Source organism: Acidovorax facilis, from assembly GCF_050626955.1.
Classification (GTDB): domain Bacteria; phylum Pseudomonadota; class Gammaproteobacteria; order Burkholderiales; family Burkholderiaceae_C; genus Acidovorax; species Acidovorax facilis.
Genome location: NZ_CP192460.1, coordinates 2,053,343 through 2,076,786 on the forward strand (window position 1 = coordinate 2,053,343; position 23,444 = coordinate 2,076,786).

At 65.4% G+C, this 23,444-nt stretch carries 21 protein-coding genes; 15 read left to right on the forward strand and 6 right to left on the reverse strand.

Translation table 11 applies throughout. From position 1 onward, the window contains the following. Positions 1 to 102: 102 nt before the first annotated feature. The 3 genes from ACQ4MJ_RS09265 (at position 103) to ACQ4MJ_RS09275 (ending at position 2,628) form a co-directional block, all read left to right on the forward strand. On the forward strand, positions 103 to 876 hold the full coding sequence (locus ACQ4MJ_RS09265) for a GGDEF domain-containing protein (protein ID WP_055398112.1): 774 nt from the start codon (positions 103 to 105) through the stop codon (positions 874 to 876). Positions 877 to 886: 10 nt separating this feature from the next. Then, entirely contained in the window at positions 887 to 1,741 is an 855-nt protein-coding gene (locus ACQ4MJ_RS09270; protein ID WP_121506525.1) for a MinD/ParA family protein, read from the forward strand. A 119-nt stretch (positions 1,742 to 1,860) separates the two neighbouring features. Then, the gene (locus tag ACQ4MJ_RS09275; RefSeq protein ID WP_431153090.1) at positions 1,861 to 2,628 is read left to right on the forward strand and encodes a sulfurtransferase; all 768 of its coding nucleotides are present in this window, start codon (positions 1,861 to 1,863) and stop codon (positions 2,626 to 2,628) included. Positions 2,629 to 2,709: 81 nt separating this feature from the next. On the opposite strand, the gene ACQ4MJ_RS09280 is transcribed toward ACQ4MJ_RS09275, so the two are convergent. The 4 genes from ACQ4MJ_RS09280 to ACQ4MJ_RS09295 form a co-directional block, all read right to left on the reverse strand. Beyond that, complete coding sequence (locus tag ACQ4MJ_RS09280; protein WP_431152906.1) at positions 2,710 to 3,594, reverse strand: pirin family protein; 885 nt, start codon at positions 3,592 to 3,594, stop codon at positions 2,710 to 2,712. 109 nt (positions 3,595 to 3,703) lie between these two features. Continuing rightward, positions 3,704 to 4,258 carry a flavodoxin family protein gene (locus ACQ4MJ_RS09285; RefSeq protein WP_431152905.1) on the reverse strand — a complete coding sequence of 185 codons (555 nt, stop codon included), beginning with the start codon at positions 4,256 to 4,258 and terminating at the stop codon, positions 3,704 to 3,706. 113 nt (positions 4,259 to 4,371) lie between these two features. Continuing rightward, positions 4,372 to 4,785, reverse strand: coding sequence for a DoxX family protein (locus ACQ4MJ_RS09290; protein WP_431152904.1), 414 nt, complete (start codon positions 4,783 to 4,785; stop codon positions 4,372 to 4,374). 47 nt (positions 4,786 to 4,832) lie between these two features. Further along, positions 4,833 to 5,534, reverse strand: coding sequence for a pirin family protein (locus tag ACQ4MJ_RS09295; RefSeq protein WP_431152903.1), 702 nt, complete (start codon positions 5,532 to 5,534; stop codon positions 4,833 to 4,835). A gap of 104 nt (positions 5,535 to 5,638) precedes the next feature. Here ACQ4MJ_RS09295 and ACQ4MJ_RS09300 point away from each other — a divergent pair, with 104 nt between their 5' ends. From ACQ4MJ_RS09300 to ACQ4MJ_RS09320, 5 genes are all read left to right on the forward strand, one after another. Further along, positions 5,639 to 6,577: a LysR substrate-binding domain-containing protein gene (locus tag ACQ4MJ_RS09300; protein ID WP_055398106.1), complete on the forward strand. Its 939-nt coding sequence runs from the start codon at positions 5,639 to 5,641 to the stop codon at positions 6,575 to 6,577. Between the two features lie 97 nt (positions 6,578 to 6,674). Further along, positions 6,675 to 7,817, forward strand: a complete 1,143-nt coding sequence (locus ACQ4MJ_RS09305) for an NAD(P)/FAD-dependent oxidoreductase (RefSeq protein ID WP_431152902.1) — start codon at positions 6,675 to 6,677, stop codon at positions 7,815 to 7,817. Further along, positions 7,814 to 8,791 (forward strand): tRNA glutamyl-Q(34) synthetase GluQRS, encoded by a 978-nt coding sequence (gene gluQRS, locus ACQ4MJ_RS09310; RefSeq protein ID WP_431152901.1) that lies wholly within the window; start codon positions 7,814 to 7,816, stop codon positions 8,789 to 8,791. Before ACQ4MJ_RS09305 ends, gluQRS begins: the two co-directional genes overlap by 4 nt. Continuing rightward, positions 8,788 to 9,549 (forward strand): tRNA (guanosine(46)-N7)-methyltransferase TrmB, encoded by a 762-nt coding sequence (gene trmB, locus ACQ4MJ_RS09315; protein ID WP_431152900.1) that lies wholly within the window; start codon positions 8,788 to 8,790, stop codon positions 9,547 to 9,549. The genes gluQRS and trmB overlap by 4 nt, the downstream gene beginning before the upstream one ends. A gap of 33 nt (positions 9,550 to 9,582) precedes the next feature. Beyond that, positions 9,583 to 10,635 carry a GGDEF domain-containing protein gene (locus tag ACQ4MJ_RS09320; RefSeq protein WP_055398103.1) on the forward strand — a complete coding sequence of 351 codons (1,053 nt, stop codon included), beginning with the start codon at positions 9,583 to 9,585 and terminating at the stop codon, positions 10,633 to 10,635. Between the two features lie 68 nt (positions 10,636 to 10,703). On the opposite strand, the gene ACQ4MJ_RS09325 is transcribed toward ACQ4MJ_RS09320, so the two are convergent. Further along, positions 10,704 to 13,697: an HD domain-containing phosphohydrolase gene (locus ACQ4MJ_RS09325; protein WP_431152899.1), complete on the reverse strand. Its 2,994-nt coding sequence runs from the start codon at positions 13,695 to 13,697 to the stop codon at positions 10,704 to 10,706. Positions 13,698 to 13,797: 100 nt separating this feature from the next. Next, on the reverse strand, positions 13,798 to 16,425 hold the full coding sequence (gene alaS / locus ACQ4MJ_RS09330) for an alanine--tRNA ligase (RefSeq protein WP_431152897.1): 2,628 nt from the start codon (positions 16,423 to 16,425) through the stop codon (positions 13,798 to 13,800). Positions 16,426 to 16,680: 255 nt separating this feature from the next. On the opposite strand from alaS, the gene ACQ4MJ_RS09335 reads away from it, so the two are divergent. The 7 genes from ACQ4MJ_RS09335 to ACQ4MJ_RS09365 all read left to right on the forward strand — a co-directional run bounded on the left by ACQ4MJ_RS09335 (position 16,681) and on the right by ACQ4MJ_RS09365 (position 23,440). Next, positions 16,681 to 17,598, forward strand: coding sequence for a dihydrodipicolinate synthase family protein (locus ACQ4MJ_RS09335; protein WP_431152896.1), 918 nt, complete (start codon positions 16,681 to 16,683; stop codon positions 17,596 to 17,598). A 37-nt stretch (positions 17,599 to 17,635) separates the two neighbouring features. Next, a complete protein-coding gene (locus ACQ4MJ_RS09340; RefSeq protein ID WP_431152894.1) occupies positions 17,636 to 18,571 on the forward strand; it encodes a 4-hydroxyproline epimerase in 936 nt (311 codons plus the stop codon). Between the two features lie 28 nt (positions 18,572 to 18,599). Continuing rightward, entirely contained in the window at positions 18,600 to 19,715 is a 1,116-nt protein-coding gene (locus ACQ4MJ_RS09345) for an NAD(P)/FAD-dependent oxidoreductase (RefSeq protein ID WP_431152893.1), read from the forward strand. A gap of 23 nt (positions 19,716 to 19,738) precedes the next feature. Beyond that, positions 19,739 to 19,999, forward strand: a complete 261-nt coding sequence (locus tag ACQ4MJ_RS09350) for a 2Fe-2S iron-sulfur cluster-binding protein (protein WP_207780658.1) — start codon at positions 19,739 to 19,741, stop codon at positions 19,997 to 19,999. Beyond that, positions 19,996 to 21,363, forward strand: a complete 1,368-nt coding sequence (locus ACQ4MJ_RS09355) for an FAD-dependent oxidoreductase (protein WP_431152892.1) — start codon at positions 19,996 to 19,998, stop codon at positions 21,361 to 21,363. Before ACQ4MJ_RS09350 ends, ACQ4MJ_RS09355 begins: the two co-directional genes overlap by 4 nt. 150 nt (positions 21,364 to 21,513) lie before the next feature. Beyond that, on the forward strand, positions 21,514 to 22,149 hold the full coding sequence (locus tag ACQ4MJ_RS09360) for a TRAP transporter small permease (protein WP_431152891.1): 636 nt from the start codon (positions 21,514 to 21,516) through the stop codon (positions 22,147 to 22,149). A gap of 25 nt (positions 22,150 to 22,174) precedes the next feature. Continuing rightward, positions 22,175 to 23,440: a TRAP transporter large permease gene (locus ACQ4MJ_RS09365; RefSeq protein WP_121419988.1), complete on the forward strand. Its 1,266-nt coding sequence runs from the start codon at positions 22,175 to 22,177 to the stop codon at positions 23,438 to 23,440. Positions 23,441 to 23,444: the final 4 nt, after the last annotated feature.

Sequence of the window (23,444 nt, forward strand, 5' to 3'; positions counted from 1 at the left end):
CCCCCCTTTTCCGAGTACCGCTGCGGGTTTCACCTAGACCTGAGGCAGGGGGCCCTCCCGCTGGCGCACTGGTACACTGCACAAACTCTTTTTGCTCCATTTGTGTCTGACTCTGCGGCCTCTCATCTGGTAGATCTGCGCGACCTTCGCCTGGATACTGCCCACGCGCTGGTGGCTCAGGCTGGCGGCAGCGAAGCAGCGTTGCACCGCGAGGTGCCCTCGCGCTACCTGCAGGGCCTGATCGACGGACTGTGTGAACTCTCCCTCAAAGACCCGCTCACCGGTCTGGCCAACCGCCGGCACTTCCGCGCCGTGCTGGAACGCGAAATCGACCGCGTCACCCGCTCGGGAGAGGCAGCATTGCTGCTGATGCTCGACATTGACCATTTCAAGAAGGTCAACGACACGCATGGCCATCTGGCTGGCGACATCGTGCTGCAGTCGGTGGCGCGCACGCTCAGTGCCTGCGTGCGCCCCATGGACACGCTGGCGCGCTACGGTGGCGAGGAGTTCGCCGTGGTGCTCCCCGCATGCCAGGCCGGCTTTGGCAGCGTGGTGGCCGAACGTATCCGGCGTGCCGTTGCCAACACGCCCATCAAGGTCTCGGGCTCGGTGGAACTCCACGTCACGGTGAGCATTGGCGGCGCCTTTGCCCTGCAGTGGATCCGCTCCACCACCTTGCTGTGGACCGACCGTGCCGACCACCAGCTCTACCAGGCCAAGGCGGCAGGCCGCAACCGCGTCAGCATTGAGGAGCAACCCGACAGCACTGTCAGTGCCGAAGAGAAAAGCCTGTTGTTTGGCCCGCTCTACACCCCCTCGGGTTGGGGCGACCTGCCTCCGGTGGACCCCAACCCAACAGGCAGCGCCTACTGAAAGTTAGAAGATGAGCGACGCGCTGTCCCCTCCCCCACCCACATCGCCAGCGGCTCCTGCTGGCGCCGCCTCACCCTCGCACTCTGCAACGGGTGCCCGCATCATTGCCATCACCAGCGGCAAAGGCGGGGTTGGCAAGACCTTTGTGTCGGCCAACCTGGCTGCGGCCCTCACCCGCCGTGGCCAGCGCGTGCTGGTGCTCGACGCCGACCTGGGCCTGGCCAACCTGGACGTGGTGCTGAACCTGCACCCCAAGATCACCCTGCACGACGTCTTCACCGGCAAGGCCACGCTCGAAGAGGCCGTGATCCAGGCCCCGGGTGGCTTCAACGTGCTGCTGGCAGGCTCGGGCATGGTCGAGTATTCGCGCCTCACGCCCGAGGTGCGCAATCAATTCCTGAGCGTGATCCAGGCGCTCACGCCCCAGTACGACGTGGTGCTGCTGGACACCGGCGCCGGCATTTCCGACGTGGTGCTGTTTTCCATTTCGCTGGCCTCCGAGGTGCTCATCGTGGCCACGCCCGAGCCCACCTCGCTGACCGATGCCTACGCCGCCATCAAGGTGCTGGCCATGCAGCAAAAGCGCCAGCATGTGCGCATGGTCATCAACCAGGCCGCGCGTCCAGGCGACGGCCGCGCCATCACCAGCCAGCTGCAGCAGGTGCTGGACCGCTTTGTCACCACTGAATCCGGTCGCCCGATGCGCTTGATCCACATGGGCGACATCCCGGCCGATCCCTCGGTACGCGACGCCGTCATGCGCCGCCAGTTGCTGCTGCTGCAAACCCCGGGCTGCCCTGCGGCCCTGGCGATTGCCCAGTTGGCCAACAAGATCGAAACCACGCTGCTGACCCCGGCCGCCTGAGACGCCCGCAGGCGCCACAGCCCGGCAGCAGCGCGGTGCTCCCGCTGGCCTCAGCGAGTTGCCTTGACCGAAGTGAAAGCGCGCCCCTCGCTGCGCTCATTTGATTTACCGTGAACCCCATCGACACCGTCCTGAACATCTCCTGCTACAAGTTCGTGCCTTTGCCCGATGCGGCGGCCCTGCGCGAGCTGCTGCATGCACGCGCCACGGCGGCGGGCCTCAAGGGCACCATCCTGCTGGCCGAGGAAGGCATCAACTTCTTTCTGGCGGGCGTGGCCGAGGCCGTGCGCGGGTTTGTCGATGCACTGCGCGCCGATGCCCGTTTTGCTGATCTGGAGCCCAAGGAAAGCTGGTCGGCCACGGTGCCGTTTCGCAAGATGCTGGTCAAGGTCAAGCGCGAGATCATCCGCATGGACCACCCCACCATCCGCCCCGCCCAGGGCCGCGCGCCCTCGGTGGACCCGGCCACCCTGCGACGCTGGCTGGCGCAAGGCCATGACGATGAGGGGCGCGAAGTGGTCACACTGGATACCCGCAACGCCTTCGAGGTGGACGCTGGCACCTTCGACAACGCCATCGACTGGCGCATCGACAAGTTCACCGAATTCCCGCCAGCCCTGCGCGCGCACAAGACCGAGCTGCAGGACAAGACCGTGGTGAGCTTCTGCACCGGAGGCATCCGGTGCGAGAAGGCCGCGATCCTGATGCGCGAAGAAGGCCTCTCGCATGTCTACCAGCTCGAAGGCGGCATCCTCAAATACTTTGAACTGACCGATGGCGCGCACTACCACGGCGGCTGTTTTGTGTTCGATGAACGCAGGGTGCTGGCGGCAGACCTGTCTACCGACCCCTTACCCACCAACAACGAAAACGCTATCAATAAGTGAGCTTATAGCGCTCATCCATCAAGCGCTAGATGCCAATTTTGCTTGAAATTTCAGGCATTCAAAGCCAACAATTTGGCCAAGTCAGGCCTTGAAGCGGCGCTCTGGCAGCGGAATCCACTCCACCTCCCCCGGCACCTGCCCCATGGCCTGGGCATCCCAGTCAGAGGCTGCCTGCACGATGCGGTCCTTGCGGCTGGAGACAAAGTTCCACCACATGTGGCGCGGCGCATCCAGCGCGTCGCCACCGATCACCATCAACCGCACCGGGGTATCAACTGCAGCAAGGTGTGTGGCCTGCCCGGGCTCCGCCACTGCCAGAAGTTGCGCAGCCACGGTGTCTCCGTTGAGCTGGACCGGAGCATCCACGGTATAGACCGCCATCTCTGGCACCAGCGCCGGAATCTTCAACGTGGCACCGGCGGGCAACTGGACATCAAGGTACAGCGTGCGCGAATAGGTGGCGACCGGAGAAGTCTGCCCGAAGGCTTCTCCAATCAGCACCCGTACCGTGGCATCTCCCACCTGCACTTGCGGAATGGCAGCGGCAGGCGTGTGCACAAACGAAGGCTCTGCTTCTTCATGGGCCACCGGCAAAGCAGCCCACAGCTGAATGCCATGGTTCACGTAGGCCTGGTTTGCGAGACTCTCCGGGCGGCGCTCGGAATGCACGATGCCGCGCCCCGCCGTCATCCAGTTGATGGCACCGGGCTCAATCTGCTGCACATAGCCCAGGCTGTCGCGGTGCATGATGGCGCCAGAGAACAGGTAGGTCACGGTGGCCAGGCCGATATGGGGGTGAGGCCGCACATCGTGGCCCGCATCGGGCTCCACCGTCACCGGGCCGAAGTGGTCAAAAAACAGGAAAGGCCCCACCGCCTGGCGCTGCACGGCGGGCAGCAGGCGCCGTACCGTGAAGCCACCACCCAGGTCCTTGGCTTGGCCCGACAGACGCAGGGAAGCGTTCATGACAGCACTCCCATCGCTTCAACGACAGAGACAAGGTCAAAAAGGTGATTCATCGGGTGGCTCCTTGAGGGCTGGACAACAACGCCACCAGCCTACCAGCTTCAGCGGTTCAGCTGCCCAGCTTGGCAGCCATCTCTGCCACACGCTGGCCAAACTGCTTGCCCGTTTCCAGGTCGCCAGGGAACATCTCGGCGGCCGAGGCGTCCGATGGCGACTGCGCCATGGCGCCACTGAACGAGCCGATCCAGTTCACATCGTTGCGCGTGGCGGCCTTGGAGTTGGCGGGCATCATGCCGTTGCCCACCCACAGGCCGCCGTGCTGCATGGCCAAGTGGAACATGTAGTCCAGTGTGATCTGCTTGTCGCCATTGGTGCTGGCGCTGTTGGTAAAGCCTGCGAACAGCTTGTTCTTCCACGCCTGGCTGAACCAGGGCTTGGACGAGGCGTCGGCAAACTTCTTGAACTGCCAGCTGGGGCCGGCCATGTAGGTGGGCGAGCCAAAGATGATGGCGCTGGCAGCGGCCAGCGTTTCCCAGCCGCCTTCGGGCAGGTTGCCCTCGGCATCGATGGCGATCAACTGGGCGCCAGCACCCTCTGCCACGGCCTGCGCCAGGCGCTGTGTGTGACCGTAACCCGAGTGGTAAACAACTGCGATGTGTGCCATGAGAAAACTCCTGTTGAAACGAGGGGGGGACAAGGAAAGCGAGAACGGCGGAAGAACGGATTGAATGCTTGAAACCACAGCCCTGCGGTCAGCAGGCCTTTTGAGGGAATCGCTCAGCGGCCCGACTGGCGCGCATCCAGGCTCCAGCCGCCTGCACCAAATGCTGCCAGCGCCAGCAGGCCGCCGGTCACGCCCACGTTCTTGAAGAACATGAGCTGCTGCATCATTTGCTTGTCAGCGGGCAGGTCCCAGAACGCATGAAAGAAGAAGCTGGCCGCCAGCGTGAAGAATGCCAGCGCGAGCGCTGCCAGACGCGTGCCAAAGCCGAAGATCAGCGCCAGGCTGCCCAGCACTTCAACCGCAGCGGCCACGGCGGCGGCCACGGTGGGCATAGGCAACCCTACCGACGTGATGTAACCGACAGTGCCAGCAAAGCCGGTGAGCTTGCTGATGCCCGCAGGCAGAAACAGGGCGGCCAGCAACAGGCGCGATGCGAGAGCCAGGGGGTGTTGCAGGGATGTGAACATGGTGAAGAACTCCGGGTGAAAGTGGGTTGAAGAATGAACGTCGAATGTCAGGCGGCCAGATCAAACACCAGCACCTCGGCGTCGTGGCCATCGGTCAACGACAAGGTGGTTTCCTTTTCCATCAGCAGCGCATCGCCGCCCGACAGGGCTTGCCCATTGGCGCTGAGTGCACCGCGCACCAGGTGCACATAGGCCTTGCGGGCGGGGTTCAGCGCCAGCGTGGCGGATTCAGCGCCATCCAGCAAGCCTGCGTACAGGGCCGCATCGGCATGGATCTTGACCGAGCCCTGGGCGCCGTCGGGCGATGCCACCAGGCGCAGGGCGCCGCGCTTTTCCGCCTCGGCAAAGGTCTTTTGCTCGTAGCTCGGCGGGATGCCGCGCACGTTGGGCTCGATCCATATCTGCAGGAAGTGCGTGGTCTGGCCTGCAGCGTGGTTGAACTCGCTGTGCTGCACGCCCGTGCCTGCACTCATGCGCTGCACATCACCGGGCGGAATGCCCTTGATGTTGCCCATGCTGTCCTTGTGGGCCAGTTCGCCCGACAGCACATAGCTGATGATTTCCATGTCGCGGTGGCCATGGGTGCCAAACCCGGTGCCCGGGGCGATGCGGTCTTCGTTGATGACCCGCAGGTTGCCAAAGCCCATGTGGGCAGGGTCGTAGTACCCGGCAAACGAGAAGCTGTGGAAGGAATTGAGCCAGCCATGGTCGGCGTGGCCCCGGTCTTGCGATTTACGAACAGTCAGCATGTGAGTGCTCCTTTCAAGACTCGACTGTAGGACTGCAGTGCGCCCTGCAGGGGCAGATGAATTGATGGCAATGTTCAAATAATCTGAATTAACATGGCACCACCATGCAAAACGCACGCGATGTCCTGACCCCCGATGCGCTGACCATGCTGCAGGTGATTGCCGAGGCGGGCAGCTTTGCCGCCGCCGCCCGGCAATTGGGCCTGGTGCCCAGCGCCCTCACCTACCGCGTGCGGCAGATTGAAGACGCGCTCGACGTGCTGCTGTTTGACCGCAGCGCACGCCAGGCCCGCCCCACGGAGGCCGGAGTGGAGCTGTTGCGCGAAGGCGCGCGCCTGTTGCAGGACATTGACGCCGTGGCCCACCGCGTGCGCCGCGTGGCCACGGGCTGGGAGCCGCAGCTCACGCTGTCCATCGACGGCATCATTTCGCCCCACACCATGCTGGAGCTGGTGGATGCGTTTTACGCCATGAAACCCCCGACGCGGCTGAAGTTGCGCGACGGCATCATGACCGGCACGCTGGAGGCGCTGACCTCCGGCCGGGCAGACTTGGCCATCGGCGTATCCGTGGCGGGCAACAACGTGGCGGGCCTGCAGCAGGGCACGCTGGGCGATGTCTTGTTCATCTACGTAGTAGCGCCCCACCACCCGCTTGCGGCGGCTGCCGAACCGATCTCAGACGCCACCTTGCTGGAACACCGGGCCGTGGCCGTGGCTGATTCGGCCACACGTGGCGGCGCCACCATGGGCCTGCTCGGTGGGCAGGACGTGCTGACGGTGGACACCATGCAGGCCAAGGTGCGCGTGCAGCTGCGTGGCCTGGGCGGCGGTTTTCTGCCCGAGCCCATGGTGCGCCCCTACCTGGAGGCCGGCCGCCTGGTCGAGCGCCGCGTGGCCCGCCCGGAACGCAACGTGCGTGTGCACTACGCCTGGGGCGGCCCGGGCTTCACCGCACCAGGCCGCGCGCTGCAATGGTGGCTGAACCAGCTGCAAAGCCCCACCACACGCCGCGCTCTGCTGGAAAACCACCATCATTTCTGATCCCGATCAAGTCCCGACAGGGTGATACCGCGTGTAGAGTGGTTCCTGTTGGTTTTGTATTGCATCTCGCTTGCCGACCGTCACCGAAAGGCCTCCCATGAGCAAACCCGATCCTCTTCCCGCCAAACGGCTCCGACGCAACACTGCACTGGCAACCCCCCCCGTTGCAGCCCCCGCAGCCCCCACCACGTTCTCTGGCAAACCCCAGCGCCACTTCGCCATCATCGGCGCTGGCATGGCTGGTATTGCCTGTGCACGCACCCTGGTGCAGGCCGGGCACCGCGTGACGGTGTTCGAGAAATCCTCCCAGGCGGGCGGCCGCACTGCCACCATCGACACCCCTTTTGGCAACTTTGATGCGGGTGCCCAGTACTTCACCGTGCGCGACCCGCGTTTTGCCCGCGCCATCGACACCGTGCCCGGCACCTGCAAGCGCTGGAGCGCCAATTCGGTGCAGGTGCTGGACGCCGCAGGCCGCGTGGCCGCTGCGGGCCTGCCCCACCGCGAAGCACACTGGGTGGCCAGCCCAGGCATGCAGTCCCTGGTGGGCGCCTGGGCCGAGCCGCTGCTCAAGGCCGGCCAGCTCATCACCCACACCCGCGTCACCTCCATCGAGCCCGATTCGTTGAACGCCCCTGGCTGGCAACTGCGCACCGAAGGGCCTGCGGGCAGCCAGCACGTCTATGCCGGTTTCGACGCTGTGCTGCTGGCCCAGCCTTCGGTGCCCGCCCAGGCCCTGCTGGCCAGCTCGGCGGTGGACACCCCGCTGACCGACGCCCTGTCCAAGGTGGCCATTGCCCCCTGCTGGACACTGATGCTGGCCTACCCGCAGGCCGTGCGCCCCGGCCTGACCACGCTGGGCCCGCAGTGGAATGCGGCACGCAGCACACACCACCGCATCGCCTGGCTGGCGCGCGAGTCGTCCAAGCCCGGCCGCAATGTGGTCGAACGCTGGACGGTGCAGGCCAGCCCCGCCTGGTCTGCCGAACACCTCGAAGACGACGAAGCCCGCGTGCAGGCCAAGCTCATCAAGGCCTTTGCCGAAGTCACGGGCATTCGTGCCGCCCCCGCCCATGCGGACACACGCCGCTGGCGCTATGCCCAGACCACCCACCCGCTGGGCAAGAGCCACCTGTGGGACAAATCCATGGGCCTGGGTGCATGCGGTGACTGGTGCCTGGGGCACCGGGTTGAAGACGCCTTCGTGTCGGGACTGGAACTGGCACTTGCCGTGGCATGACGGCCGAGGTGGGCGCTGCACGGCGCTACGTGGGCCGGTTTGCCCCTTCGCCCACGGGGCCGTTGCATGCGGGCTCCCTGGTAGCGGCCCTCGCCAGCTGGCTGGACGCGCGGGCGCACCGGGGCCAGTGGCTTGTTCGCATTGAAGATGTGGACACACCCCGCTGCGTGCCGGGGGCGGATCGGCTCATCCTGCAACAGCTGGCCAGCTGCGGCATGGTGCCCGACGCTCCCCCCCAATGGCAGTCCACCCGCAGCCCGCTCTACCAGCGGGCGCTGGACCAATTGGTAGCCCAAGGCCACGCCTACCCCTGCGCCTGCTCGCGCAAGGACATCGAAGACGCCCATGCCGCCCAGGGCCACACGCGTGAGCGCCATGCCGCGCTGCCTTACCCAGGCACCTGCCGCCACGGGCTGCAGGGCCGCGCCGGGCGCGCATGGCGGTTCAATGTCACAGATTTCAAGCAAAAACAGGCCCTGGCGCTTGACGGCAAAGCGCCAGTAGCTGCAAAAATCATAGCAAATCATCTCCTGCAGTGGGAGGACCGCCGCCTGGGTCTGCAGCAGCAGGACGTGGAACAAGCGGTGGGTGATTTCATCCTGCGCCGGGCCGACGGGCTCTGGGCCTATCAGCTCGCCGTGGTGGTGGACGACGCCGACCAGGGCGTCACCGATGTGGTGCGCGGCGAAGACCTGGCCGACAACACCCCGCGCCAGATCCTGCTGCAGCAGGCCCTGGGCGTGCCCACGCCCCGCTACCTGCACACCCCGCTGGTGTGTGGCGACAACGGCGAAAAACTCTCCAAGCAGAACGGCGCCCGCGCGCTGGACCTGTCCCACCCGCTGCAGGCTCTAAACGATGCCGCGCGGGTGCTGGGCCTGCCATCGCTGCCTGCCCCGCACAGCCCTGGCATCTCTGACGCACTGACCCTGTGGGTCGCCGCGTGGCGACGAAACTACAATGGCGCACCGTGACCGAACTGACCCCTACCGCTTCCGCCCCCACCGCTGCGCCCGCTGCAGCCCCCGCGACGACATCTGGCGGGGTTCCCGCTGGCGTGACCCACCCCAAGACCATCAAAAGCTTTGTGCGCCGTGCTGGCCGCACCACCACGGGCCAGGCCAAGGCCTTTGAAGACTTCGGCCCCCGCTTTGTCCTGCCGTATGCCCCGGCGCCGCTCGACGCCGCTTCGGCCTTTGGCCGCACGGCACCGCTGATTCTCGAAATTGGCTTTGGCATGGGCGAGGCCACGGCCCACATCGCCCGCGTGCGCCCCGATGACAACTTCCTGTGCTGCGAGGTGCACGAGCCGGGGGTGGGCGCACTGCTCAAGCGCATTGGCGAACAGGAGCTGACCAACATCCGCATCCTGCAGCACGACGCCGTGGAGGTCATCGACCACATGCTGCCCGAGGGCAGCCTGGACGGTGTGCACATCTTCTTTCCCGACCCCTGGCACAAGACCAAACACAACAAGCGCCGCCTGATTCAGGGCCCGCTGGTGGCCAAGCTGGCGGCCCGCCTCAAGCCCGGTGGCTACCTGCACTGCGCAACCGACTGGCAGCCCTATGCCGAGCAGATGCTGCAGGTGCTGAGCGCCGAACCCCTGTTGCAGAACACCGCCACGGACTTTGCCCCGCAGCCCGACTACCGGCCCCTGACCAAGTTCGAGAACCGGGGCCTGCGGCTGGGGCATGGCGTGTGGGATGTTGTGTTCGTGCGACGACATTGACAAGCTGTGCCTAGTGCTCCACCGTACATCCCAATGAAGCCCATTCTCCAGAACCTGGTGGAAATGACTGGCCACCGCGACCACTTGCGGTTGGAGGTGTCGGTGCTGTCCACGCTGCAAACGCTCAGTGGCATCGTTGAAGTGCGCGCGCTGGAGCTTTTCACCGTTGACGGCGTGGCCCATGTACGCCCCCGTTCCTGGGTTGAGGACGGACAGCTCGTCTCGACCGATTCCGAAGCCGCCGCAGACCCTCGCCGCGAAACGCTGGAAAAATACCCCGCACTTCGCGATTGCGTAGCCAGCCAGGGGGACAGCGCCCTCGCATCGCCCCGCAGGGGGCGCCATGTGCTCTGGCTACCGGTGTGGATGCATGACAAGGTCACCACCTGTCTGGAGATCACGCAGTCGCGCGCGTTCTCGGCGCACAAGCTGGAAGTGCTCAAGGGCGTATTCCAGGTCTACCAGAACTACCAGAGCCTGCTGGACTACAGCGAACGCGACGCCCTCACCGGCCTGTTCAACCGCAAGACCTTCGACGAGCAGTTCTCGCGCCATGCGCTCAATGGCCTTTCCAGTGGCCGCCCGGGCACTGTTACCGAATCTCTTCCCCCCGAAGAAGGCTCACAGCCCGGCGAGCCCGTTCAGCAATGGCTGGCGGTGGTGGATATCGATCACTTCAAGCAGGTCAACGACCGCTTTGGCCACCTGTATGGCGACGAAGTGCTGATCCTGATTGCCAACATCCTGCGCAGCTCGTTTCGCAGCCACGACCGCATCTTCCGATTTGGCGGCGAAGAATTCGTGGTGCTGCTGCGCTCCACGACGCTCAGCACCGCCCACAAGGTGTTCAACCGCTTCCGGCTTGCGGTGCAGGAATACAACTTCCCTCAGGTGGGCCAGGTCACGGTGAGCCTGGGTTTTGTGAGCACCATGCAGGGTTCGCCCGTGGAGATACTGGGGCAGGCCGACCAGGCGCTGTATTACGCCAAAGAGCACGGACGCAACCAAGTCTGCTTTTATGACGACCTGGTGGCCAGCGGCCAGCTGGCCGCCAAGGTGGCCAACGACGACGTCGAGCTGTTCTGAAGCTACCCAGGCGCAGCGAAAGGGCACCAATGCCCGCCTTCAGCGCATTGGCTCATTGGCTCATTGGCTCATTGGCTCAACGACTCCAGGATCGCCTCCACATCCACTGCGTCCCGCTGCGCAGCAGGCAAGAACTGCTCCGCATACTCACGCCAGACCCCGCTGCGCAGGAAGAAGCAGAACACCTCGGCATCGATATGGCGTTCACGCACCATGTGGCCCATGATCTTGAGCGATTCCGACAAAGTCTTGGGCGGCTTGTAGGGCCGGTCTGCCGCCGTCAAGGCCTCGAAGATATCGGCCAGTGTCATCACCCTGTCTGCCAGCGTCAGCTCTGAAGCCTTCAGGCGCCGGGGGTAGCCCGTACCGTCCAGTTTTTCATGGTGCGAGCCCGCAATCGACGGTACGCGCGCCAGATGCGGCGGGAACGGCAGGCCGCTGAGCATGACGATGGTCTGCACGATGTGATCGTTGATCTTGAAACGGTCTTCTGCAGTGAGCGTGCCGCGCTGGATCGACAGATTGTGCAGCTCGCCGAGGTGGGCTTGTTGCGGTGGCAGCACCATGTCAAAGCTCCACAGGTTGGCCGGGTTGCCAACCTCCACCGGCGGTTTGCGGGCACCCCAGGGCACGATGTGTTCAGGCCGATCTGCCAGCAGGGGCTCATTGGCGGGCAAGGGGCGCGTCGGCACATTCGCCAGCCGCCCCAATTCGGCTGCTGACAAGCCCAGCCGGTCATCAAAATGCCGCTGCCACACCTGGCGCCCGATGGTGGCCAGCCGCTTGATGTCGGCATCGGCCATGAACTCACCGCCCACATTGCTGCGGGCCACAAAGGCAAACTCTTCCTGCAGGCGGTCACGCCGCTGCAAAAGCTCGCGCTGCAGCCGCACCGGGTCCACGCCGGACACGTGCTGCTTCCAGTAGTCCAGTTCCGCGTCGCGCCACAGCACCTCAAAGCGCATGCGCACCTCATGGATGCGGTTGTAGAGCGCCTCCAGCTTGGTCGCCTTGTCAATGATGTGCTCGGGGCTGGTGACCTTGCCACAGTCGTGCAGCCACGCGCCCAGGCGGAATTCGTAGCGCTCGGCATCCGTCATGGCGACATGGGCAAATGGACCTTCCTCGGCCTCGCACAGGCGCTGCATCAGGGATTCCGCCAACTGGGGCACCCGCTCGCAATGGCCGCCGGTGTAAGGGCTCTTGGCGTCGATCGCGTCGGCCAGCAGGCGGATGACGGCATCGAACAGCTTCTTTTGCCCTTCGATCAAACTGCGCGTCTCGATGGCGACCGACAACGTGCCCGAGAGTTTCTCGACAAACGCCCGGAAGTGGACATCGTCCTGCTGCTGGTCCGCACGGTAGCGCAGCACCAGCAGGCCCAGCGGTTGGCCGTCGCGCGTGCGTAGCTGCACGCGCAGCACGCGCTGGGGCGTGGCCTGGTCGTCATCAGGGTGCTGGTCGCCGTCCTGCGGCTCGGCAGGGTTGATGAAAAACACCATGGGCAGGTGCTCCGGGTAGAGCGACTGGTGCTCAGGATCTTCGCAATACCTTGCCGTGCGCAGCAAGCCCGCGCGCTGTGCCTCTACCAGGTACACCGCACCGCCGGTGCAGCTGGTGGCGCGCACCAGCTCGTAGAGCACGCTCGACAGCATGAGGTCCAGGCGCGACTCGGCGCTGATGTGGTGCGTGATGTGCAGGAACTCCTGGATGGTGTCGGACATGCGGTCCATCACCTGACCCAGTGCGCGCACCTCGCGCACGCGCGACATGTGGTGTTGTGTCGGCCGCCGGAAATCAAACCGTGCCAAGGCCTGCGCCTGCGTGGCCAGCCCCGACAGGCTGCGCCCCACACGCCTCCCGGCCAGCCACCCAAAAGGCAGCATCAGCGCGATGAGCCCCAGGGACAGCCATACCTGGCGCTGCAGGTTTTGGTTCACATCCGCCAGCAGCTCCCGGGTGGGAATGGCCATCAGGATGTGCAGCCCCTCCCAGCGCTGCGACTTGAGTGACATGACCTTGGCCAGCCACTCCTCGCCACCTGCCACAAAGCGACGCGAAGGCCCCTCTTTCATGTCCAAGCTGTGCAGGGCCTGCAGGCTTGGCACCCCCAGGCCGTCGAGTGTGCGCAGCTTGAGGCTGGGCTGGTCGCCGTCCTCACGCACCAGCACGCGGGACATGTCCGGGTAGGCCAGCACGCGCTGGTCCTGGTCCACCACAGCGATCTCGGTGCGCGGCATCAGCCGCAGCTCGCCGATCTCGCGGCCCAGGTCGGTGAGCGCCACATCCAGGCCGATCACAGCACGGCCGTCTTCGCTGGGCTGGCTCAGCGTAACGCCGACCTCCTGCGTGGTGAAGAACACATAGGGGGCAGTGAGGACCTGCGTGTTCTTTTCAGCCGCCTCGGCATACCACGGGCGGGACCGGGGGTCATAGCGGTAGCCGGGGCGCACGGAGGAATCGATGAGACGCAGCTGTGCGTCGTAATAGTTCCAGCGACCCACCAGGCCCATCAGACCCGCCGCGCTGCGCTCCCGCGCCATCGACTGCACCAGGAATACAGCCTCCGCAGGCGCCTGAAGCCGTGCCCGCAGCGCCGCGTTGCGCAGCGGACGCATGAGCAAAAACTGCCCGTCGGAATACCCGATGAAGACCGCCGACAGCAAAGCGTTTTGCTCCAGCAGGCGCACAAACACCGGCAGGCGGCGCAGCCGCGCCTGGAGGGTGGTGGCCGAAGCAATGGGATCAAACGCCAGCAACCGCAGCGTGGCATCCGCCGGGTCCACGATATGGTGCACCCGCTCGCTGATCAACAAGCTGATGTGCTGCGCACTGTCGTCCGACGCCGCGATGATGGCCTGCCGCGCGCTGGTGCCTACCTGGTAGACCAAAAGCACCGTGAGCAGCAGCATGGCAGATACCACCACCGAGGCAATCACCACCTCGAACGGAACGGTGATGCGCCGCCACCAGGGCAGTTCGGCCCCTCCTGAATCAGGCGAACCGGAACGGATGCCGTGGGCGGGCACCGGCTCTTGCGGACTTTCGCGCAGGGGGTCCATGCGCTTGAATGTAGGGGGAAAGCCGGTTTTCCGTCACCCTATTTTTGGCAGAAATGGCTGCCACACCACAGCGGCTGGTGCCGCTGTGGTGACCGGTACATCAGCCCAGTTGCTGCGTGACCCAGCCTGTCACCGAAGCCAGTGCTGCGGGCAGCTTGGAGGCATCGGTGCCGCCGGCCATGGCCATGTCGGGCTTGCCGCCGCCTTTGCCACCCACTTGCTGGGCCACAAAGTTGACCAGCTCGCCGGCCTTGACCTTGCCCACGCTGTCGGCCGTCACGCCTGCAGCGATCTGCACCTTGTCGCCATCCACGGCGGCCAGCACGATGGCAGCGGTCTTGAGCTTGTCCTTGAGCTTGTCCATGGTGTCGCGCAGGGTCTTGGCGTCTGCACCCGGCAGCGCGGCAGCCAGAACCTTGAGGCCCTTCACATCCACAGCCTGGTTCACCAGTTCGTCGCCCTGGCTGGAGGCCAGCTTGCCCTTGAGGGCCGCCACTTCCTTTTCCAGTGCACGCGCATTGTCCAGTGCCTGGCTGATGCGGCCGTTGAGTTCGGCCACGGGCGCCTTGAGGGTGCTGGCGGCTTGGTTAACGGTGTCTTCCAGGTTCTGCAGATAGGCCAGCGCGTTGGCGCCCGTCACCGCCTCGATACGGCGGATGCCAGCAGCCACCCCGCCCTCGCCCACCACCTTGAACAGGCCGATGTCGCCCGTGCGCTGCACGTGCGTGCCGCCGCACAGTTCACGGCTGGTGCCGATGTCGAGCACGCGCACGGTTTCGCCGTACTTCTCGCCAAACAACATCATGGCGCCAGTCTTCTGGGCCGATTCGATGTCCATCACACGGGCCTGGGTGGGCTGGTTGGCCAGGATTTCTTCGTTGACGCGGCGCTCGATCTCGCGGATCTCGTCCGCCGTCACGGCTCCGTTGTGCGTGAAGTCAAAACGCGTGCGGTCGGCATTGACCAAGCTGCCCTTTTGCTGCACATGGCTGCCCAGCACTTCGCGCAGGGCCTTGTGCATGATATGCGTGACCGAGTGGTTGCGCATGGTGGCAGCGCGCACGGCGGTGTTGACCTGGGCCTGCACGGTGTCGCCCACGTTCAGCGTGCCCTCTTCGAGCGTGCCGTGGTGGCCAAACACATCGGCCTTGATCTTGAGCGTGTCACCCACCGCAAAGCGTGCCGAGCCGCTGGTGATGACACCTTCGTCACCCACCTGGCCGCCGCTTTCGGCATAGAACGGGGTGGTGTCCAGCACCACCACGCCGTTTTGGCCGGCTTTCAGGGCCGCAGCGCTTGTTCCATCTACATAGATTGCTACGATTTTTGCAGTCTCTGCGAGCTGTTCGTAGCCCGTGAACTGGTTGGCGGCACCGGTGTACTCCAGCGCCTTGTCCATCTTGAACTTGCCGGCCGCGCGGGCCTGGGCCTTCTGCTTTTCCATGGCGGTCTTGAAGCCGGCCTCGTCCACTTCCACGTCGCGCTCGCGGCAGACGTCATTGGTCAGGTCGAGCGGGAAGCCGTAGGTGTCGTGCAGCTTGAAGGCCACGTCGCCGGGCAGCACCTTGGCACCGCCGTCCAGGGTAGCGTCCAGGATTTCCATGCCGTTGGCCAGCGTCTCGAAGAAGCGCTCTTCTTCCACCTTGAGCACCTCGGTGATGCGCTGTTCCTGCTCGCGCAGGGATGGGTAGGCATCGCCCATCAGGCGCACCAGGTCGGCCACCAGCTTGTGGAAGAACGGCGTCTTCTTGCCCAGCTTGTAGCCGTGGCGGATGGCGCGGCGCACGATGCGGCGCTGCACGTAGCCACGGCCTTCGTTGCTGGGGATCACACCGTCGCTCACCAAAAACGCTGTGGCGCGGATGTGGTCAGCGATCACGCGCAGGCTCTTGTTGTTCAGGTCCGTCACGCCGGTCTCACGGCCAGCGGCCTTGATGAGCGCGTCGAACAGGTCGATCTCGTAGTTGCTGTGCACGTGCTGCAGGATGGCGGCCAGGCGCTCCAGGCCCATGCCCGTGTCCACGCAGGGCGCGGGCAGCGGCGTGACGGCGCCGGTTTCGTCCATGTTGAACTGCATGAACACGTTGTTCCAGATCTCGATGAAGCGGTCGCCGTCTTCATCGGGGCTGCCGGGAGGGCCACCCGCAATGTGCGGGCCATGGTCGTAGAAGATTTCGCTGCAGGGGCCGCAAGGGCCGGTGTCGGCCATCATCCAGAAGTTGTCGGACTTGTAGCGGCCGCCCTTGTTGTCGCCGATGCGGATCACGCGCTCGGGTGGCAAGCCGATTTCCTTGGTCCAGATGTCGTAGGCCTCGTCGTCTTCCTGGTAGACCGTGGCCAGCAGGCGCTCTGGCGGCAACTTGTAGACCTCGGTCAGCAGCTCCCAGGCCCACTTGAGCGATTCGCGCTTGAAGTAGTCGCCAAACGACCAGTTGCCCAGCATCTCAAAGAAGGTGTGGTGGCGCGCGGTGTAGCCCACGTTTTCCAGGTCGTTGTGCTTGCCACCCGCACGCAGGCAGGCCTGAACCGACACCGCCCGGTTGTACGAGCGCTTGTCGGTGCCCAGGAACACGTCCTTGAACTGCACCATGCCCGAGTTGGTGAACATCAGCGTGGGGTCGTTGCCAGGCACCAGAGGGCTCGACGGCACCACGGTGTGGCCCTTGGAGACGAAGAAGTCCAGGAAGGACTTGCGGATGTCAGCGACAGAAAAAGTGGGAGTGCTCATGGTGTTGTGGAGTGGTTGCACGCAGCAGGCAGGCCGCAGGACCCACGCCTGCGCGCTGCCTGTCGCTGCCCCTATGGGGACCAACCTTTCATTATAGGTTTGCAGTCTGGCGGTCCGTGGCGGGAGGGCGACAGGGCGGGGATAGACGCCTCCACTCCATGCGCCAACGGATGCGGAAAAATCCGCTTGCGCGCTTTAAATATCTTGTTAATATATTAATAATTACAACCCTCCCACTCATCCAAGGAGCCCCTCGTGAACCCACAACCCCGCTGGCAAGGCATCTTCCCCGCCATCACCACCAAGTTCCACGCCGACGAGTCCATCGACGCCGAAGGCACAGCCCGCCACATCGACTTCCAGATCCGCAACGGCATCCACGGGCTGGTCACCTGCGGTTCTCTCGGCGAGGCCAGCACCCTCACGCTGGAGGAAAAGCTCCAGGTCGCCAAGATCGCCCTCGAAGCCGCCGATGGCCGCGTGCCCGTACTCGCCAACGTGTCCGAAACCAGCACCCGCGAAGCCCTGCGGTACATCGACGGCGGCAACAAGCTCGGCGTGGCCGGCTACATGGTCATGCCCTCGGTGATCTACGTGGCCGACGCCCGCGAGGCCATGGCCAATGTGCGCGCCATGGCGGGTGCCGCCCAGCGCCCCCTGATGGTCTACAACAACCCTGTGGCCTACCGCGTGGACCTGAAACCCGAGCACATGGTGGAGCTGGCCGACTGCGAGTGGATCGCCGCCATCAAGGAAAGCACCGGCGACATCCGCCGCATCACCGACCTGCGCAACACCGTGGGTGACCGCTACCAGCTCTTCCTCGGCGTGGACGACCTGGCCTACGAAGGCCTGGCCCTGGGATGCGACGGCCTGCTGGCCGGCGTGGGCTGCGCCTTCCCGCGCGAAACCGTGGCGCTGTACGACCTGATGAAAGCGGGCAAGTTTGCCGAGGCGCTGCCGCTCTACCAGTGGATGACGCCCATGCTGCACCTGGATGTGTCCAACAAGCTCGTGCAGAACCTCAAGCTCATCGATGCGCTGGTGGGTGTAGGCACCGAACACATGCGCCGCCCCCGCCTGCCCCTGGTGGGCGACGAACGCGCATTTGTCGAGAGTGTGGTGCGCAAGGCCCTGGCCACGCGCCCTACAAAATACCAGTCTGCCGCCTGAGACACTGAGCGCCCTACTCCACCACCACCACAGCACCATGCAACGCATCCACGTGATCGACTCCCACACGGGCGGCGAGCCGACCCGGCTTGTCATCGACGGTTTTCCGGACCTGGGCACCGGCACCATGGCCGAACGGCGTGCGCTGCTGGCCGAGCGCCACGATGCCTGGCGGGCCGCCACCGTGCTGGAACCGCGTGGCAGCGACGTGGTGGTGGGGGCGCTGCTCTGCGCGCCGCAGGACCCGGCCAATGCAGCGGGCGTGATCTTCTTCAACAACAGCGGCTACCTGGGCATGTGTGGCCACGGCACCATCGGGCTGATCGCATCGCTCGCCTACCTGGGCCGCATCACCCCTGGCGAGCACCGCATCGAAACCCCGGTGGGCACCGTCACCACCACCCTGCACACCGATGGCTCTGTCAGCGTGCGCAACGTGCCGGCCTACCGCCTGCACCATGAGCTGGCGGTGGACGTGCCCGGCTATGGCCGCGTGGTGGGCGATGTGGCCTGGGGCGGCAACTGGTTCTTCCTGATCTCCGACCACGGCCAGCGTGTAGCCAGTGACAACCTGGAGGCGTTGATGGCCTACAGCTGCGCCGTGCAGCAAGCCCTCAAAGACCAGGGCATTCGGGGCGACGACGGCGGCGAGATTGACCACATCGAGCTGTTTGCCGACGATGACCAGGCCGACAGCCGTAACTATGTGCTGTGTCCCGGCAAGGCCTATGACCGCTCGCCCTGTGGCACGGGCACCAGCGCCAAGGTGGCCTGCCTGGCGGCTGACGGCAAGCTGGCACCGGGCGCACTCTGGCGCCAGGCCAGCATCATCGGCAGCCAGTTCGAGGCCAGCTACACGCTGCAGGACGATGGCAAGGCCATCCCCACCTTGCGGGGCCGCGCGCACATGAGCGCCGACGCTACTTTGCTGATTGAAGACAAGGACCCCTTTGGCTGGGGCATCCGGCTTTAACCCGACCCTGCTGCTGCACCCGCGCCCCATGCAACACACCGATGTCCTTGTGATTGGCGCTGGCATCGTGGGTGCCGCCTGCGCCCATGCGCTGGTGTTGGCCGGGCTGTCCGTACACGTCATCGATGCGCGCCTCGGCGGTGCCACGGCAGCGGGCATGGGCCATCTGGTGGTGATGGATGACAACCCGGCCGAGCTGGCGCTGAGCCAGACGTCGCTGGACCTCTGGCACACCTGGGCACCCCACATGGATGCGGGCTGTGCTTTCACGCCCTGCGGCACGCTCTGGCTGGCCGCCAACGATGCAGAGCTGCAGGCGGCCCATGACAAACGCAGCACCCTGCAAGCACACGGAATCGCCTGCGACATGCTCGACGCGGCCGCCCTGTCCCGCGCAGAACCCGCACTGCGCACCGGTCTGGCGGGCGCGCTCAAGGTGCAGGGGGACAGCGTGGTCTACGCCCCGCGCGCAGCCCAGTGGCTGCTGGACCAGGCCGCAGCCCACGGACACCTTGTGTTGGAGCAGGCTGAAGCGATGCAGATCGACGGCCACACCATCACCCTGCGCGACGGAAGCCAGCGCAGCGCAGGCGCCATCGTGCTGGCCAGCGGCATCCACGCCCCGCAGCTGTGCCCCGGCCTGCCGCTGCGCCCCAAAAAGGGCCACCTCGTCATCACCGACCGCTACCCAGGCACCGTGCACCACCAGCTGGTGGAGCTGGGCTACATCACCAGCGCGCACCACAGCGACGGTACCTCGGTAGCCTTCAACGTGCAGCCCCGGCCCACAGGGCAGTTGCTGATCGGCTCGTCGCGCGAGTTCGACACCACCGACCCCGCCGTCAACAACGCCGTGATGGCGCGCATGCTGCAACGGGCACTCGACTACCTGCCAGGCCTGGCCGACCTCAACGCCATCCGCACCTGGACCGGCTTTCGCGCCGCCACGCCAGACAGCCTGCCGCTGATTGGCGCGCACCCCGAACACCCGCACCTGTGGCTGGCCTTGGGACATGAAGGATTGGGGGTGACCACCGCCCCGGCCACCGCGCAGTTGCTGGCGGCCCAGATCGCTGGGGGCACCCCAGCGATCGACCCCACGCCCTTTGCACCTGCCCGCTTTGCAGGCCTGAGCGCACCATGACCGCATCCAGAACACCCGCCCTGGTGCACATCGTGGTGAATGGCACCCCCCTGCAGGTGCCCGCAGGGACCAGCGTCGCCGCCGCGCTGGCGCAGCAAACACCCGGCACCACACGCACCTCGGTCACCGGCGCGGCGCGGGCACCACTGTGTGGCATGGGGGTGTGCCACGAATGCAGGGTCCGCATCCACGGCCGCACCCGCCTGGCGTGCCAGACGGTCTGCACCGAGGGCATGTCGATTCACACCGATGTCGGCACAGCACCCGGGAGCGCCACACCATGAACCAGCCCGTGACCCCACCCATGACCGAGCAACACTCGGCGCACGAGCGCTGCGACATCCTCATCATCGGCGCGGGCCCCGCAGGTTTGGCGGCTGCCCTCGCTGCCGCGCCCAGCGGGGCAGCGATCACCATCGTGGACGACAACCCGCAGCCCGGTGGGCAAATCTGGCGCGATGGCCCCCAGGTGGTCTTGCCCGCCCTGGCGCAGCAGCACCGTGCGGCGCTGGCCCGGCACACCAACATCCGCCTGCTGCCTGGCACCCGCGTGGTGGGCCTGGGTGATTCCCAACCCGGCGACAAGGCCCCGGCCCTGCTGCTGGAAGACGCAGACCGGGGCTGGACCCAGCATAGCCACCGCATCATCCTGTGCACCGGAGCCCGCGAGCTGCTGCTGCCCTTCCCGGGCTGGACGTTGCCCGGTGTGACGGGTGCAGGCGCCTTGCAGGCCCTCATCAAGGCAGGGCTCGACGTGCGCGGCCAGCGCATCGTCATTGCAGGCACAGGCCCTCTGCTGCTGGCCGCTGCCGCCACCGCCAACAAAGCGGGTGCCACCGTGGTGCGCGTGGCCGAGCAGGCGCCGTGGAGCGCGCTCGCTGGCTTTGCAGCGCAACTGCCGCGCTGGCCTGCCAAGGCGCTGCAAGCCCTCACGCTGCTTCACCCGCAGTTGCGCGCCAGCAGCCATATGCTGGAAGTCCAAGGCACCACGCAGGTGCAAGCAGTGAGGCTGCGCAAAGGCCAACACGCCGAAGAAACCATGGCCTGCGACCGCGTGGCCTGCGGGTTCGGGCTGGTGCCCAACACCCACCTGGGGCAGATGCTGGGCTGCCCCCTGGGCGGACCGCTCAGCGGTGGCCAGGGCCTGGCTGTCGATGCACAGATGCGCACCAGCGTGGCCGGTGTGTTCGCCGCGGGTGAAGCCACCGGCTTTGGCGGCAGCGAACGTGCACTGGTTCAGGGCGCCATGGCAGGACATGTGGCAGCGGGAAAGGTGCAACAGGCCCAGGCGCTGCGCCCGCAACTGGCACGCTGGGAGGGCTTTGCGCAGGCGTTGCACGCTTCTTTTCCACTGAACAAAGCACTCAAAACCCTGGCGCAACCCGGCACCCTGGTGTGCCGCTGCGAAGACGTGCCCTACGCTGCACTGGCCGATCGCGATGGCTGGATCGATGCCAAGCTCCACACCCGCTGTGGCATGGGCGCGTGCCAGGGCCGCATTTGCGGCGCGGCCGCACAGCACCTGTTTGGCTGGACGCCTGCGCCCCCACGGCATCTGCTGGCGCCCACACGCATTGGCACGCTGGCCGCCTGCACGCCCGCGCCCACCACCAGCGCTCAGCGCGGGCCCGCAGCTCCCTCGGGCTGACAGGCGCGCGGCCGTTTTCCCCGGTCCTTCCTTTCAGGGCTTACCCGCACCCAGCAGGCATCCATCTTGCTTTTAAATATATTTATTAGATATTAAAAAGTACAAGGCTTTTTCTTTCATCGCCGCGCTCTCCTCCCCAGGAACCCCATCATGCCCACGCCCAACAGTCCACCCGCCCCGCAATCTCCGGCGCCGCGCGCTCCCGTCCGCTGGGTGCTGGCGCTGTCCACGCAGGTTCTGCGCATGGAGCGGCATCTGCTCACCGCACTCATGACGTTGCTGGTGCTGCTGATCCTGCTCAACGTGGTCACGCGCTACACCGGCATGCCGATCTACTGGGTGGACGAGGCGGCGGTCTACACCGTGGTCTGGCTGACCTTTGTGGGCGCTTCGGTCATGACGCGGCTGCGCATGGACTTTGCCGTGACCATGCTGACCGACCACCTCGGCGCGCGGGGTGCCCAGGCGTTCAAGGTGGTAGCCACCTGCGGCGTGCTGCTGTTTGGCCTGGCCATGCTGGTGATGTGCTGGATGTGGATGGACCCCATCGGCATTGCGCGCTACGGCTTTGATGCCAAAGAGTTTGCGGCCGAGAGCTTCAACTTCATCTACACCGAGCGCACCCAGACGCTGAACTGGCCCACCTGGGTGCTGCAACTCATCCTGCCGATCTTCTCCGCCACCTTCAGTTTGCATGCACTGGCCAACCTGCTCGAAGACATGGGTGTTGCAGAGCGTGTGACGCACGCAGGTTTCGACGTGGTCAGCGCCGACGCCGTGAACTGACTGACCTCTACACCAGGACCCCACCATGATCACCACCCTGTTTTTCCTTGCCGCGTTGCTGGTGGGTGTGCCCATCGGGGTCTGCCTGTGTCTGGCAGGCATGGTCTACATCGTCAGCATCGGAAGCCCGGTGCTGTTCCAGTCGTTTCCGATGCAGATGTTCGGCGGAGTGGACAGCTACGGGCTCATCGCGATTCCGCTGTTCATCCTGATCGGCGAGATCATGAACAGCGGCGGCATCACGCGGCGGCTGGTAGACCTGGCCATGGCCTTTGTTGGCTCGGTCAAAGGCGGGCTGGCCTACGTGAACATCCTGGCCAACATGCTGGTGTCGTCCATCATCGGCTCCGCCACGGCGCAGGTGGCCATCATGTCGCAGGTGATGGTGCCCGAGATGGAAAAGCAGGGCTACGACAAGACCTTTGCAGCCGGCCTCACGGTGTATGGCGGCATGCTGGGGCCCATCATTCCGCCCTCGGTGATGTTTGTGGTCTACAGCGTGCTGGCCCAGGTGGCCGTGGGCGACATGCTGATTGCAGGCATCCTGCCCGGCGTGCTGCTCACCGTGCTGTTCTTTGTCGTGATCGCGCTCATGGGCTTTGTCTACAACTACCCGCGCAGCGAAAAGCGCACGCTGGCCCAGCGCGCGCGCACCGTGGTGCAGGCCAGCCCCACGCTGCTGATCCCCATCATCATCGTGGGCTCCATCCTCAGTGGCCTGGCCAACCCGACCGAATCTGCCGCCGTGGGTGCGCTGGTATCGGCGCTGGTGGGTCGCTATGTGACCAAGGAGTTCCGCTTCAACGCGATGCCCGCCATCCTGCTGCGCTCAGCCATTTACTCGGCCATCGTGCTGTTTCTGGTGGCGGCGGCGGCCGTGTTCTCGTGGCTGCTGATCTACGGCAAGGTGCCGCAGATGGTGGCCGCCTGGGTGCAGACCGTGGCACACGATCCGGTCACCTTTTTGCTGCTCACCAACGTGATCCTGCTGGTCATCGGCACGGTGATCGACGGCATCCCCGGTCTCATCATGACTGCGCCCATCCTGCTGCCGATTGCCACCGAGGTTTATCACATTGACCCGCGCCACTTTGGTGTGGTGATCGTCGTCAACCTGGTGCTGGGGCTGATGACTCCGCCCGTGGGCCTGAGCTTCTTTGTCGCGTCGGCCGTCACCGGGGCCAAGCCCGGAAAGATGTTCATCGTCACGCTGCCGTTTTTCATCATCAGCTGCGTGGCGCTGGTGATGTTGTCGCTGTTCCCCAGCCTGTCGCTCGGTTTGCTCAAGTAGCCCG

Bases quoted from the DNA above. Each gene is read 5' to 3' on its own strand.
- ACQ4MJ_RS09295 (WP_431152903.1), bottom strand. From the start codon at position 5,534: ATGCTGACTGTTCGTAAATCGCAAGACCGGGGCCACGCCGACCATGGC.
- ACQ4MJ_RS09340 (WP_431152894.1), top strand. From the start codon at position 17,636: ATGCAACGCATCCACGTGATCGACTCCCACACGGGCGGCGAGCCGACC.
- ACQ4MJ_RS09345 (WP_431152893.1), top strand. From the start codon at position 18,600: ATGCAACACACCGATGTCCTTGTGATTGGCGCTGGCATCGTGGGTGCC.
- ACQ4MJ_RS09320 (WP_055398103.1), top strand. From the start codon at position 9,583: ATGAAGCCCATTCTCCAGAACCTGGTGGAAATGACTGGCCACCGCGAC.
- ACQ4MJ_RS09300 (WP_055398106.1), top strand. From the start codon at position 5,639: ATGCAAAACGCACGCGATGTCCTGACCCCCGATGCGCTGACCATGCTG.
- ACQ4MJ_RS09285 (WP_431152905.1), bottom strand. From the start codon at position 4,258: ATGGCACACATCGCAGTTGTTTACCACTCGGGTTACGGTCACACACAG.
- ACQ4MJ_RS09360 (WP_431152891.1), top strand. From the start codon at position 21,514: ATGCCCACGCCCAACAGTCCACCCGCCCCGCAATCTCCGGCGCCGCGC.
- ACQ4MJ_RS09305 (WP_431152902.1), top strand. From the start codon at position 6,675: ATGAGCAAACCCGATCCTCTTCCCGCCAAACGGCTCCGACGCAACACT.
- alaS (WP_431152897.1), bottom strand. From the start codon at position 16,425: ATGAGCACTCCCACTTTTTCTGTCGCTGACATCCGCAAGTCCTTCCTG.
- ACQ4MJ_RS09365 (WP_121419988.1), top strand. From the start codon at position 22,175: ATGATCACCACCCTGTTTTTCCTTGCCGCGTTGCTGGTGGGTGTGCCC.
- ACQ4MJ_RS09290 (WP_431152904.1), bottom strand. From the start codon at position 4,785: ATGTTCACATCCCTGCAACACCCCCTGGCTCTCGCATCGCGCCTGTTG.
- gluQRS (WP_431152901.1), top strand. From the start codon at position 7,814: ATGACGGCCGAGGTGGGCGCTGCACGGCGCTACGTGGGCCGGTTTGCC.
- ACQ4MJ_RS09270 (WP_121506525.1), top strand. From the start codon at position 887: ATGAGCGACGCGCTGTCCCCTCCCCCACCCACATCGCCAGCGGCTCCT.
- ACQ4MJ_RS09325 (WP_431152899.1), bottom strand. From the start codon at position 13,697: ATGGACCCCCTGCGCGAAAGTCCGCAAGAGCCGGTGCCCGCCCACGGC.
- ACQ4MJ_RS09355 (WP_431152892.1), top strand. From the start codon at position 19,996: ATGAACCAGCCCGTGACCCCACCCATGACCGAGCAACACTCGGCGCAC.
- ACQ4MJ_RS09280 (WP_431152906.1), bottom strand. From the start codon at position 3,594: ATGAACGCTTCCCTGCGTCTGTCGGGCCAAGCCAAGGACCTGGGTGGT.